Annotated in this window: 13 protein-coding genes, 1 tRNA gene and 2 pseudogenes; 6 read left to right on the forward strand and 10 right to left on the reverse strand. The window is 63.0% G+C overall.

The genetic code is table 11. The features are described from left to right. The first annotated feature begins 3 nt into the window (after positions 1-3). Entirely contained in the window at positions 4-651 is a 648-nt protein-coding gene (gene queE / locus SAB01S_RS17130; RefSeq protein ID WP_062734545.1) for a 7-carboxy-7-deazaguanine synthase, read from the forward strand. A 172-nt stretch (positions 652-823) separates the two neighbouring features. Continuing rightward, positions 824-1,622, forward strand: a pseudogene (locus SAB01S_RS18265) (IS5 family transposase). Between the two features lie 16 nt (positions 1,623-1,638). Here the strand turns inward: SAB01S_RS18265 and polA are convergent. Continuing rightward, a complete protein-coding gene (gene polA / locus SAB01S_RS17145) occupies positions 1,639-4,425 on the reverse strand; it encodes a DNA polymerase I (RefSeq protein WP_062734547.1) in 2,787 nt (928 codons plus the stop codon). A 41-nt stretch (positions 4,426-4,466) separates the two neighbouring features. Beyond that, a complete protein-coding gene (locus SAB01S_RS17150) occupies positions 4,467-5,603 on the reverse strand; it encodes a serine hydrolase (protein ID WP_062734562.1) in 1,137 nt (378 codons plus the stop codon). A gap of 173 nt (positions 5,604-5,776) precedes the next feature. Between SAB01S_RS17150 and SAB01S_RS17155 the strand changes: the two genes are divergently transcribed. Beyond that, positions 5,777-6,616, forward strand: a complete 840-nt coding sequence (locus SAB01S_RS17155; protein WP_062734549.1) for an alpha/beta fold hydrolase — start codon at positions 5,777-5,779, stop codon at positions 6,614-6,616. Positions 6,617-6,724: 108 nt separating this feature from the next. Here SAB01S_RS17155 and SAB01S_RS17160 read toward each other — a convergent pair whose 3' ends face one another. After that, positions 6,725-7,039, reverse strand: coding sequence for a hypothetical protein (locus SAB01S_RS17160; RefSeq protein WP_021226501.1), 315 nt, complete (start codon positions 7,037-7,039; stop codon positions 6,725-6,727). Positions 7,040-7,109: 70 nt separating this feature from the next. Then, entirely contained in the window at positions 7,110-7,616 is a 507-nt protein-coding gene (locus SAB01S_RS17165; RefSeq protein WP_062734563.1) for a MarR family winged helix-turn-helix transcriptional regulator, read from the reverse strand. Between the two features lie 125 nt (positions 7,617-7,741). Here SAB01S_RS17165 and SAB01S_RS17170 point away from each other — a divergent pair. Continuing rightward, a tRNA-Gln gene (locus SAB01S_RS17170) sits at positions 7,742-7,816 on the forward strand. A 222-nt stretch (positions 7,817-8,038) separates the two neighbouring features. Here SAB01S_RS17170 and SAB01S_RS18555 read toward each other — a convergent pair. Beyond that, on the reverse strand, positions 8,039-8,482 hold the full coding sequence (locus tag SAB01S_RS18555) for a transposase (RefSeq protein WP_281179059.1): 444 nt from the start codon (positions 8,480-8,482) through the stop codon (positions 8,039-8,041). 125 nt (positions 8,483-8,607) lie between these two features. Between SAB01S_RS18555 and SAB01S_RS18915 the strand changes: the two are divergent. After that, positions 8,608-8,777, forward strand: a pseudogene (locus SAB01S_RS18915) (tyrosine-type recombinase/integrase); the annotation flags it as partial. Positions 8,778-9,016: 239 nt separating this feature from the next. On the opposite strand, the gene SAB01S_RS17180 reads toward SAB01S_RS18915, so the two are convergent. From SAB01S_RS17180 to SAB01S_RS17200, 5 genes are read right to left on the reverse strand one after another with little or no spacing between them, the layout of a single operon-like run. Continuing rightward, complete coding sequence (locus tag SAB01S_RS17180) at positions 9,017-9,709, reverse strand: dihydrofolate reductase family protein (RefSeq protein WP_062734550.1); 693 nt, start codon at positions 9,707-9,709, stop codon at positions 9,017-9,019. 1 nt (position 9,710) lies between these two features. Continuing rightward, the gene (locus SAB01S_RS17185; protein WP_062734552.1) at positions 9,711-10,514 is read right to left on the reverse strand and encodes a VOC family protein; all 804 of its coding nucleotides are present in this window, start codon (positions 10,512-10,514) and stop codon (positions 9,711-9,713) included. Further along, a complete protein-coding gene (locus SAB01S_RS17190) occupies positions 10,507-11,166 on the reverse strand; it encodes a glutathione S-transferase family protein (protein ID WP_062734554.1) in 660 nt (219 codons plus the stop codon). Before SAB01S_RS17190 ends, SAB01S_RS17185 begins: the two co-directional genes overlap by 8 nt. Continuing rightward, a complete protein-coding gene (locus SAB01S_RS18560) occupies positions 11,163-11,510 on the reverse strand; it encodes a hypothetical protein (RefSeq protein WP_157078387.1) in 348 nt (115 codons plus the stop codon). The genes SAB01S_RS17190 and SAB01S_RS18560 overlap by 4 nt, the downstream gene beginning before the upstream one ends. 3 nt (positions 11,511-11,513) lie before the next feature. Beyond that, on the reverse strand, positions 11,514-11,870 hold the full coding sequence (locus SAB01S_RS17200) for a DUF1428 domain-containing protein (RefSeq protein ID WP_062734557.1): 357 nt from the start codon (positions 11,868-11,870) through the stop codon (positions 11,514-11,516). 634 nt (positions 11,871-12,504) lie between these two features. On the opposite strand from SAB01S_RS17200, the gene SAB01S_RS17205 reads away from it, so the two are divergent. Beyond that, positions 12,505-12,732, forward strand: a complete 228-nt coding sequence (locus SAB01S_RS17205) for a GIY-YIG nuclease family protein (protein WP_083951435.1) — start codon at positions 12,505-12,507, stop codon at positions 12,730-12,732. Positions 12,733-12,743: the final 11 nt, after the last annotated feature.

Consider the following 12,743-nt stretch of genomic DNA (forward strand, 5'->3'; position numbering starts at 1 on the left):
ACCATGAGCTATGCGGTCAAGGAAATGTTCCTCACGCTTCAGGGCGAAGGGGTGCAGGCGGGGCGGCGCGCGGTATTCCTGCGCTTTGCCGGCTGCAATCTGTGGAGCGGCCGCGAGCAGGACCGCGCCAGCGCCATATGTCGTTTTTGCGACACCGATTTCGTCGGCACCGACGGTCTTGGCGGCGGCAAGTTCGCGGATGCCGATGCGCTGGCCGACGCCGCGACCGGCTTCTGGGGAGAGGGCGCGGAAGGGCGCTACATCGTGCTGACCGGCGGGGAGCCGATGTTGCAGGTGGACGATGCCTTGGTCGACGCGCTGCATGATCGTGGCTTCACCATCGCGATCGAAAGCAACGGCACCCTGGCCGTCCATCCCGGCATCGACTGGATCTGCGTCAGCCCCAAGGCTGGCAGCGACGTGGTGCAGCGATCGGGCCATGAACTGAAGCTCGTCTGGCCGCAGCCCGGCGGTGGCCACAGCCTGGTCGATGTCGATGCCATGGCGGGCTGGGCTTTCGACCATCACCTGATCCAGCCGCTCGACGACGCCCACGCCCCCGACAACGCCCGCGCCGCCATCGCCCTGGTCATAGACCGCCCGCAATGGCGGTTGACGGTGCAGGCGCATAAATATCTGGGGCTGCGATAGAGCGCGGCGCTGGTCGTAGGCCACTGCGATCCGCCATCACCGCGCAGGCCTGCGACCGCCCTCAGGGTCGTGGGAATGACCGGGATGAGTGGGAAGGCGCCCATCGCGTTAGGGTCAGGACCCATTGATGTGAGAGGCGCAATCTGATTCAGGCTTCGCGAGGAGACTGGATATGAGCGACCTATATTGGCTGACACACGAGCAAATGGCGCGGCTCGAGCCATATTTTCCCAAGAGCCATGGCAGGCCGAGGGTTGACGATCGGCGCGTGCTGAGCGGGATCATCTTCGTCAACCGGAATGGGCTGCGCTGGCGGGATGCGCCGAAGGATTACGGACCACACAAGCCTGTCCTGAGCTTGTCGAAGGGACACTCTACAATCGTTGGAAGCGCTGGGGTCAGATGGGCGTTTTCACGCGCATGGTGGAAGGGCTCTCAGCCAGTGCTGAGCGCAAGACGGTGATGATCGACGCGACCTATTTGAAGGCGCACCGCACGGCATCGAGCCTGGCGGTAAAAAAGGGGACCTCGGACGCCTGATCGGCCGCACCAAGGGCGGCATGAATACGAAGGCTCTCCTGAGCTTGTCGAAGGGCTCCATGCCGTTACTGATGCCAATGGCCGCCCCTTGAGCTTCTTCATGACCGCCGGTCAGATCAGCGACTATATCGGCGCAGCGGCCCTTCTTGACGAATTACCCAAAGCACAGTGGTTGCTCGCCGATCGAGGATATGATGCCGACTGGTTCACGGACGCGGGAGGAAAGGGGCATCAAGTTCTGCATTCCCGGCCGGAAATCGCGCAACAAGCCCATCAACTACGACAAACGCCGCTACAGACGTCGCAACCGGATCGAGATCATGTTCGGCCGCCTGAAGGACTGGCGCCGCGTCGCCACCCGCTACGACCGCTGCCCAACCGCCTTCTTCTCGGCAATTGCACTCGCTGCCACCGTCATATTTTGGCTCTGATCAGTGAGTCCTGACCCTAGTGCGCTGCGCCCCAACTTGGGCCGGTGCCGATTTCGACACCCAACGGGATGCTGAGTTTCACCATCGGTTCGGCCGCCGTTTCCATCACGCGGCGGATGACCGTGCTGGCCGCGTCCACAACGCCCTCCGGCACTTCGAACACCAGTTCGTCATGCACCTGGAGAAGCATTTTGACGCCCGGTAGCCCGGCAGCTTCCAGCGCCGGTTCCATGCGCGCCATCGCCCGTTTGATGATGTCGGCGCTGGTCCCCTGAATGGGTGCATTGATCGCGGCGCGTTCGGCGCCCTGGCGCTCATGCTGGATCGCCGCCTTGATGCGGGGGAACCATGTCTTTCGGCCAAACAGCGTTTCGGTGTAGCCCCGCTCACGCGCCTTCTCGATCGTTTCATTGATATAGATGCTGATGCCGGGGAAGCGCTCATAATAGCGGCTGATCATATCCTGCGCCTCATCTGCGCTGATTTCCAGCCGGCCGGCGAGGCCCCAGCGCGAAATGCCGTAAAGGATGGCGAAGTTGATCGTCTTGGCGCGCCCGCGCGTGTCGCGGTTGACCTCGCCAAACAATTGCTCGGCGGTGGCGGCGTGGATGTCCTCGCCCGCGGCGAACGCCTCTTTGAGCGCAGGCACATCGGCCATATGCGCGGCCAACCGCAATTCGATCTGGCTATAGTCCGCCGCCAGGATGACATGGCCCGGCTCCGCGACGAAGGCGTGGCGGATCTGGCGCCCGACTTCGGTGCGGATCGGGATGTTCTGGAGGTTGGGATCGGTCGAGGACAGGCGGCCGGTCTGCGCGCCGGTTAGCGAATAGCTGGTGTGGACGCGGCCCGTATCCTTGTTGATCTGTGCCTGCAAGGCATCGGTATAGGTGGATTTGAGCTTGGAGAGCTGCCGCCATTCCAGCACCTTGGCGGCAATGGGCGCGCCTTGCGCCTTCAACTGTTCCAATATGGTGACGTCGGTGGAATAGGCGCCCGACTTGCCCTTCTTGCCGCCCTTATACCCCATCTTGTCGAACAGGATCGCGCCCAATTGCTGGGTGGAGCCGATGGCGAAGGGCTGGCCGGCGATCTCATGGATTTCGGTTTCCAGCTCGGCGATGCCGGCGGTGAATTCGGCCGACAGGCGGGAGAGGGCTTCGCGGTCCACCTTGATGCCGCGATGCTCCATGCCGGCAATCACGCCGACCAGCGGACGGTCAACCAGTTCGTAGATCCGGCTTGCCCCCTCATTCGCCACCCGCGCCTTGAACCGCTTCCAGAGGCGCAGCGTCACGTCGGCGTCCTCCGCCGCATATTCGGTCGCGCGCGGGAGCGGCACTTCGGCAAAGCTGATCTGACTCTTGCCGGTGCCCACCACCTCCTTGAAGCTGATGCATTCATGGCCAAGGTGCGTGCGTGCCGCTTCATCCATGCCATGGCCGGACAGCGATTTGCCCGCTTCCAGGTCGAAACTCATGACGATCGTATCGTCATAGGGCGCGACCTCGATCCCGTGGCGGCGCAGCACCGTCATGTCATATTTGAGGTTCTGGCCGACCTTGAGCACGGCGTCATCTTCCAGCAGCGGCTTGAGCTTTGCGAGGACCAAGGCCTTGTCGAGCTGCCCGGGCCGCTCGGCGAACATGTCGGTGCCGCCATGGCCGACCGGGATGTAGCAGGCTGCGTTCGGCCCGATCGCCAGGCTGATGCCGACAAGGCCGCAGGAGACACAATCGAGCATGTCGGTTTCCGTGTCCACCGCCACCACGCCTGCCGCCCGCGCCGCCGCGATCCAGCGATCGAGCGCGTCCTGCGTCACCACCGTTTCATAAAGGCTCCGGTCGATCGCGGGTTCATCGGCAAAGGCGGGAGGCGGCGGGGCGGCCTCATCCGTCGCAGCGGCGGCGGCTGCCGCCACCGCGACCGCCGCGGCCGGTGCGCCCAGGCGATTGAGCAATGTCTTGAAACCATGATGAGCCAGGAAGGCCTGGAGCGGTTCGGGCGGAATGCCCTTGAGCGTCAGTTCCTCCAGGGGTTCGGGCAGGTCCATCGCATCGTGCAGGGCCACCAGCCGGCGCGACAGTCGCGCCATGTCGGCATGGGCGATCAGATTTTCCTGCATCTTCGATTTCTTCATGGAAGGCGCGGCCTCCAGAGCCGCCTCCAGCCCGCCATATTCGGTGATGAGCTTCGCCGCCGTCTTGGGGCCGATACCGGGTATGCCAGGCACATTGTCGACGCTGTCGCCCATCAGCGCCAGCACGTCGCCCAATTGTTCGGGCTGCACGCCGAACTTGCCCATGACATAGTCGGCTCCGCGCCGCTCATTCTTCATCGTGTCGTACATGTCGACGCCGGGCTGGATCAGCTGCATCAGGTCCTTGTCGGAACTGACGATAGTGACATGCCATCCCGCTGCGACCGCCGCCTTGGTGTAGCTGGCGATGATGTCGTCGGCCTCAAACCCGTCTTCCTCGATGCAGGGCAGGGAAAAGGCGCGGGTGGCGTCGCGGATCATGGGGAATTGCGGAACCAGATCCTCGGGCGCGGGCGGGCGGTTCGCCTTATACTGGTCATACATATCGTTGCGGAACGTGTGCGACCCCTTGTCCAGGATCACGGCCATGTGCGTTGGCCCCTCGGCTTTGCCCAGCTCCTCGGCCAGCTTCCACAACATCGTCGTATAGCCATAGACCGCGCCAACCGGCTGGCCATGGCGGTTGGTCAGCGGCGGAAGCTGGTGATAGGCGCGGAAGATATAGCCCGAGCCGTCGACGAGGTAGAGGTGATTCTGGGTCATGGGCAGCGGGATAGCCTGTATCCGCGCGCCCCTCCAGCCCGCTACCGCGTCTCGTGGTTCGCCGCGACCGCCTTCGACACGGCCTGCATCAGCGCCCAGCGTTCGGGGATCGGCACGGTGGTCGACCCGATCATGACCGCGACGGCATAGCTGGTACCATCGGGCGCGGTCATGATGCCGACGTCGTTATAGCCGGTCGAGCGGGGCGCGAGATCCTGCCCGGTGCCGGTCTTGTGCAGATAATGCCAGCCGGCCGGTACGCCGCCCTTCACCCGTTGCGGCCCCGTCTTCGCCTCGCTCATGATATTGAGCAGCAGCCGCGTCGATGCGGGTGACAGCATGTCGCCCTGCTTCAGCTTCGCCAGCGCCGCGACGATCGAACCGGGCGCCGCGCCATCGGGCGGATTGGACAGATAATTGTCGAGCGCTTTTACCCGTACCGACATGGGCAGCTTCGCGCGCGCCGCATAGAAATTGCGGCCGATAGAATAATCCTGCCGCCAGTCCAGCCCCGCCGTTGCCGACTGCAGCAGTCGCTCGCCCGGGCCGAAGCGGATATCCTTGATCATCCGCCGCGCCAGGAACCCGCGCACCGCGTCCGGCCCGCCCGCCGCGCGCAACAACGCGTCGTTGCAGGTATTGTCGCTCTGCGTCATCGCCCGGCGCATCAGGTCGGAATAGCTGGTGGTCCAGCCGCCCTGTTTCGCCACCAGTGCCGCGCTGGGCTGGTGGAACAGCGTCAAGTCGTTGCGCGTCAGCGTCGTCGTGTCGGTCAGGCGCAGCTTGCCCCGGTCGACTGCATCCAGAAACGTCATGCTGACCCACAGTTTCGACACGCTTTGTTGCGGGAACAGTGCGTTGCCGTTCCACGCGACGGTCCAGTCCGCGCCCACGCGGCGGACAGCGATGCCGACCTTGCCCTTGAAGCTTTGGCCAAGGTTGCGGATGACGCTGACCAGCGCCGGGGGCGGCGCCTCATTCTGGTTGATATCCTGATAGGGCAGGGGAGGGTTGGCGACCTGACGGATCGGCCAGCTATTGGTGGTAGGCTGCGGCTTTTGCGGGGTGGCTGCGGCAGCCAGGGCGCGTGGACGCTCGGGCGCGCTGACGCAAGCGGACAAGGCGGCGATCAACAGGACAAGGCGCGCCGTCGCCCCCCGGCTTTCTCTAAACGACATGAAATTCCCCGAACTTATGGTGATCATAGGCCGTTGGCTCGGTCCTCGCTTCAAGGCAGATGCGACGAATGAGTCCGCAAATGCGATGGGGGGAGGGTCGATGCCGCAACCTCTTGATCCTGGGCAGGATATGCTCAGTTGCGGTTCAGGGGCAACCGGGCAATAGCCGCGCCATGACCATGGGCATGAACAGACGCACGCTTCTGATGGGCGGTGGCGCGGCGGGGCTGGGATTATGGGCCAGGGGCGCAAGCGCCGCACCCTTCGTGTCGCGCCGGATAGACGTGGCCGTGCGGGGCAACGGTCGGGACGTGGTGCTGATCCCCGGTCTTGCCAGTGGGCCCGGTATCTGGAACGGCCTGGTGGCGGCATTGCCGGGCTATCGCTTTCACCTCATCCATGTGCGCGGTTTCGCCGGACTTGCCGCGCAGGCCAACCAGAGCGGCGCGCTTATCTCGCCGCTGGCTGACGAGATCGCGCGCTACATCACGGCAGCCGGTCTAAAACGCCCGGCGGTCATTGGTCATTCGATGGGCGGCACGCTGGCTTTAAAACTGGGGTTGAGCGGCCGGGCAGGCCGCGTGATGGTGGTGGACATGCTGCCTGCCGGTGCGGCGATGGTGGGTGGCACGGCAAGCGGGCTTGGCTTCCTGGCCGATCAGCTTAGCAGCTACCTTACCGGCACGGCAGCGGGACGGCGCTATCTGGCCCAGATCGTCGCGCAGACGCCCGGCGCGAAAAACAGCGATCCCGACGTGATCGCCAACGCCTTGCGCGACCTGGCCAATGTCGATCTCGGCCCGCAATTGCCGCGTTTGACAGTGCCGCTTCATGTCGTCTTCGCCGTCGGGTCCGACGCGCAGCAGGCCGCTGCTATCACGCGCCGCTTCCGCGAGGCCTATGCCGGCGCCAAGGCGGCACTGCTCAAACCGATAGGTCCCAGCGGCCATATGGTGATGGCGGACCAGCCGGCGCGATTCCTGGCGCTGTGCAAGATGTTTCTGGCAGGCTGACTTACTTTGCCAATGTGAAAACGGCCCGGCATCCTGTAGGGAAGCCGGGCCGTATCATGCGTGTCGAGGCGTTCGCTAGTGGCGTTCACACCCCAAGGCTGTAGCCTGTCAGTCGTTCTTCAGATCGCGACCGGCATCCTGCAGTGCGTCGCCAACATTATCCTTGGCCTCGCCGGTTTCGCGCTTGGCATCGGCGGCAGCCTCATCGGCGGCGGCGTCGACGCGGTCGGCTCCGCGATCAATCGCCTGACCGGCATCATCCAGCCCATTGTCGATGGCATCGCCCGCATCATCGGCGGCGCGGCTGATGTCGTTCCCCATGGAATCGCCCGTCCGCTCCAGATTGTCCTGGGTCTTTTCCGAACAGGCCGACAGGCCCGCAGCGGCGATCAGGGTCATTCCAGCGATAATCGCAGTGCGCATGATGGTTCCTCTCTTCCATTGCGTAGACAGGCACAAGCGCAGCAGGGCCGATAAAGTTGCGTGACCGTCATCATCCACCGCGCAGGCCAAAGACCATGGACCGGTCTTCTTCGGGGATCAGACCCTCCAAGACCCGCCAAAATCCGGTGACCGATCCCTGTCCCGCCTGGGCATAGGCCGCCGCCATTTTCTCCCGCAATGCGCGAAACAACTCGGCTTCGAGCGCCGCGCCCTGCGGGCTGAGCCGCAGCAGCTTCTGCCGCCGGTCGCTCGCGCCGACGCGGGTTTCGATATAGCCCCGATCGATCAGGTCGTTCAGCACCCGGCCCAGCGATTGCTTGGTGATGGCAAGCAGGCGGAGCAGATCCTTGACCGTCAGGTCGGGCTGGCGCGAAATGAAATAGAGCGCGCGATGATGCGCCCGGCCCAGCCCCTGCGCCGCCAGCCCTTCGTCGATGGATCGCGTCAGCGCGCCATAGCCGAAATACAGCATTTCGATGCCGCGCCGTATCTCGTCCTCGCGCAGGAAAAGCGGCGAGGCCGGACTGATCTGGGAAGAGGAAGAAGGCGAAGCCATGAAAGCGATGTTCCGGATAAAAAAGGTCGGCGCCATATTGGCGTTGTCAAACTGTGATGACTAGGCTTTCCTTTCGCGCAGCAACCGCTATATGGCGGTCCGCGCTGGCGATGCCGGCGCTCTGCTGGGGCGTAGCCAAGCGGTAAGGCAGCGGTTTTTGGTACCGCCATGCGCAGGTTCGAATCCTGCCGCCCCAGCCACATTCCGAAATGCGAAACTTTTCACGCTGCAAGCTGACTGTAGCACCAAACCGGCGCAGTTCTGCGCGGTTTGCGGCCGGGGGTAAAAAGCGAGGGACGCGGAGACTGTGAATCGGCCGTCGAGGCCAAGGAAAAAGGCCCCGCGTCTCACGAGGCCCTTTTGAGTGTCCCACGATTTTGATGGGCAAGGCTAGCGCGGATCGACATTCAGCGTAACCAGATTCATTGCAACGGCGAGGTGTACGAAGCCGGTGAATTGTACGGTTCGGCGGTCGTACCGTGTGGCAAATCGTCGGAAGTGCTTGAGGCGTCCGAAACATCGCTCGATACGGTTTCGTAGTTGTAGACGGTAACGTGGTGATGGATGGCAACATTGCGGCAGCGGTTCGAGGGGATAACCACTTCGGCTCCCATGTCTGCGATGAGGGTCCGTAAGGCCCTGCTGTCATAGGCTTTGTCCGCAAGTACGGCATTGTCTTGATGTCCGCAGGGCAGGGCCGGCGCCTTGGTGACGTCACCAGTCTGGCCGGGCGCGTCGATGAAGCGCAGCGGGCGACCACGCGCTTTCGCCAACATGTGGACCTTGGTTGTCAATCCGCCTCGGGAACGCCCCAGCGCCTGATCGCATGTCCCCTTTTCCGGTCGCCGCCTGCTGGTGCGCCCCAACGAAGGTGCTGTCGGTTTTCAGATGCTGGTTGTCCTGTTCGGCGGTTAACGCATTGAACACCCGTTTTCAGACACCGGCACGGCACCAGCGACTCAAGTGGAGATGCACCGTCTTCCACTTGCCATATGGGATGCACTCTCTGCGCCGAACCCAGGCATCGATCATCTACAAGGCAATCGGAAATTTCCGTGCGGTCCAATCCTGCTTGGGCACACAAAGATTGAAAGCACTGTCAGATACCATGGGGCGGACGTGGAGGACGCGCTCAGGCTGGCGGAGCGCAACGAAATTTGAGAGAGGCTGCCTATTGGCGCATTGCAAGGAGCCAGCCTCACAACGTCGTGGCTGCTCTGCGCCAGTCCCAGCCGTTCGACAAAAATTTTGAAACGCCTAGAAGCGGATATTCCGAAAGCCACTCCCTAAAAAGCGGGTCTTAGTACCGTGCCGTGAGAGCTCAGAGGCCTCGAATAAGCCGTAGGGTCTGCCATTCGTCTGGGACGAGTTCAAGCTTCCTCTGTCACACGGCAGGCCGCTCACCAGCTACCGTCCTCCATGCGTTTGCGCCTCTCAATCTCGCGGTCGCTGGTAGCAGCGATCGGTGCTTCACTGGGATAGGGCGGCAGACCTCCGCCCGGTTTCCAGTAGGCGATGATGGCACCTTGGTTGGTTACCCGGTGGCCTGTCATCTCCAGCTTCGTGACCGTGGTGCCGTCGCCGAACAGGCGTTTGCCGTGCCCCAGGATCACCGGATAGGTCATGGTGACGAGCTCGTCGATCAGGCCTGCGGCGAGAAGGGCCGGGTAGAGCGTGCTCGATCCCTGGATGAGCAGGTCGCGGCCCGGCTCTGCCTTCAAACGCGCGACGTCGTCCACCCCGGACAGCCGGTGGCTGTTCTGCCATTCGAGCGGCTGGTCGCCGCGGGTTAGCACGTATTTGTTCGCCGCGTCGAAGGCATCGCGCATCGGGCGGTTCTCTGGTTCCTCTGCATAGGGCCAGTAGGCGGCGAAGATGTCGTACGTTCGCCGGCCCAGCAGCAGGTCGTATTCGCCTGCGAAGAGTTCGCCGAGAGTTTCGCCGACCTGTTCGTCCCACAAGCTGAAGACCCAGCCGCCCTCTTCGAAGCCGCCGGTGGGGTCTTCGATCGGACCGCCGGGGGCCTGTATCACGCCATCGAGCGACAGGAAGGCGGCACCGGTGATCTTTCGCGCGATATTCGGCTCGTTCATCTCACTTCTCCCTGCGTGGTCCGACGAGGCCGAAGGCGATGCCGTGCGGATCGGTACAGACGGCGCTGAATTCGCCGCCTGGGATCTGGTGCAGCCCCTCGATCAGCGTGCCGCCGCCGTCCTTCACGGCAGCGACCGCGCGGTCAATGGCGTCGACACCGATCGAATAGGTCCAGTTCGATTGCGGCATCGCGGGCGACTTTTGCACGATCGCTCCGATCAAGTCCTCACCGCGATAGAGGAACTTGTAGTCGCCCAAGCCCGGCATCGGCATCGCTCCGTCCTGCCGCCAGCCGAACAGGCCGGTGTAGAAGGCGATCGCCTCGTCCTGATCGGCCGTGGACAGTTCGTTCCAGCGCACGTGCTGCGGCTTCCGGTAATCGAACACGTCGCTTTTGGCGTTAGGGTCGTCAAAGGGCGGGGTGGGTGTCATCACATAGAGCGGCGCACCCTGCCCGTCGGCGACGAGCGCCATCCGGCCCACGCCCTCGATCGTCTGATCGAAATGGACCGTGCCGCCCGCCGCCTCAAATGCGCTCTTGGCCGCATCGACATCCGGCACGCAGACATAGCCATACCACGCTGGCCGGGCGCCGCCGTCCTGCATTGCTCGCGACAGCGCGAGGACGCCGCCCGCATGGCCACCGTCTGACCGTCGGATCATGCGATAGTCCATCTCGCTTCCGCTCTCCTCGCGCGCGGCGATGTCCCAGCCGATTACCGCGTCGTAAAATGTTTTGGCGGCATCGGGATCGGGCGTCATCAGTTCGTACCAGATAAAGGCGCCGGTATCAGGATCAGTCATCGCTCTTCTCCTTGCGGGCTTCGTCAGCCTTCTCAAAATGGGCCATTTGATCGGCGTGGGCCTTGTGAAAGGCGGGGCGGGTGGTCATGCGTTCTATGTAGGCTTCGCTAGCGGGGCGATCGCCGTGCTCGCGAACGAGGTTAACACGCAGCACGTCGGCTATGACGAGATCGGCGAGAGTGAAGCGTTCCCCCACCAGCCACTCATGATCCGCTAGCACCCTTTCCATCTGGGCCAGCCGGTTGTCGAGCCAGTCGCCGATCGCTTGCACGTCTTCCTTCGACCATTGCAGCACGACCCAGGGCATGGTCACCATTTCCAGCGTATTGAGCCCGGCAAACATCCACTGGATCACTTCGGCGCGACCTTTCTCGTCTGACGGGATCAGTGCATCGCTCTTGCCGCCGAGATGAATCAGACCCGCCCCGGTTTCGAACAGGCGAATGGGGCCGTCCTCCAGCATGGGCACCTGACCGAAGGGCTGCCGGTCGAGGTGATTGGTCTCGCGCCCGTCGAAGGGCACGCTTTCTACACGGTAGGCGATGCCCGCCTCCTCGCACGCCCAGCGCAGCCGGATGTCGCGAACGAAGCCGCGCGGCATGTCGGACACCCAGTCGTAGGTCCAGATGGTGACGGTATTGGCGGCCATCATTCCCCTTTCAGCGGGTTGAGCGTGTTGCCGTCGGGAACGGTGAGGGTGGCGATGCGCAAGGTGTCGAAGCCGGAGATGGGCGGCGGATTACCGACAGCGATGCCGGTGTCGCGGAGCCGCTCGATCCCAGTTTCTAGATTCAGAAGGCGCAGTGAGGCGGTATCGACAGCACCATCCTTCGGGTTGTCGAGCATTTGGAACAAGACATGGTCGCTTAGATCCCATTCGCAGCAACCTGGCATCGGACTGCGGTCGGGCCTACGGCCCAACGCCGCGCTCCGCCACTGACAGCCAGCAACATGGGCCGTCACCCCAAGCGTGACGAAGACGTTGGCGACGTCCATGGCTCAAGCCCGCTTGTCGACGATGGTCTCGAAGCCGCCATATATCATGCGCTTGCCATCGAACGGCATTTCGCCAAATTCTTCCATTCGGGGATCTTCCATCATCCGCTTCTCACCCCTGTCGGCGGCGGCCTTGTCGGGCCAGGTGATCCAGCTGAAGACGATCTTCTCGCCAGGCTTGGCCTTGGTCGCCATGCGGAAGTCGGTGGTATGGCCGTCCTTGACGTCCGCCTCCCAGCATTCGACCTGACCGAGCGCGCCAAACTCCTTGACGAGCGCCCAGAACTTTTCGGCGGTGTCGATATAGGCCTGCTTGCCGCCTTCCGGCACCGCGATGACGAAACTGTTCACACAGGTCATGGATCTTCTCCTCTGCTCGCTTTGCTCATCATGAGCTTGCCGGCTTCGTCCAGTTCGTATCCATCCACATCGTTTCCCAGGTGTGACCGTCCGGGTCCCCGATCGCGCCGCCGTATACGAAGCCCTGGTCCTCTATGGCGCGTGGCTCGGTGCCGCCGGCATCCTTGGCCGAGGTGACGGGTGACCTAAAGGTCGCCCGGCGCTTCACGACATTGTTCGATCTGCCGGAACGGATCGGCTAGATTTGGTTATGGGAGCTGGGGTGACCGTAATCGTCCCATAGCTCAAATGCCCGCTTGTGGATTACGTCCGCGACATCCTGCATGGCCAAGATAGGGGCACAAAACTGGCAGCCCGGTTCGCGCGACTCGAATGGCGGGTTCAGCAAAAGCTAACGCTTGCCTCTGCAACGCTAAATGTCTTGCGCCGGTCGACTATGCCCGGCCAGCTTTCCGCTCGAAACCGGACGAGCGGCTGTTAGGGCGGGTAGGTGCGAACCGGGCAGCCGAACGGTGATCAAGGGTGGGAAGTGGACTGGCGACTTTCGAGGGCGCATAATTGTAAAGCGACCGAAATTTCTTCCGTCATGCCAGCGAAGGCTGGCATCTCAGGCGATGGTGCGCAACGATGAGACATGGCGCGCGGCGGCTACACCTACATCATGACCAACAAGGCTCGTGGCGTCCTCGACATTGGCGTTTCCGCCAACCGCGCCGCACGGGTGCTTGAGCATCGAAACGGCGCCGGATCGACCTTCTGCAAGAAATATGGCCTCACATGTCTCGTGCTGGTGGAGCCTCATGATGACATGACGCTCGCCATTACCCGCGAAAAGGCGCTCAAGGCCTGGAAGCGCGAATGAAAAATCCGATT

This window comes from Sphingobium abikonense NBRC 16140, assembly GCF_001598335.1.
In the GTDB taxonomy this organism is placed as follows: Bacteria; Pseudomonadota; Alphaproteobacteria; order Sphingomonadales; family Sphingomonadaceae; genus Sphingobium; species Sphingobium abikonense.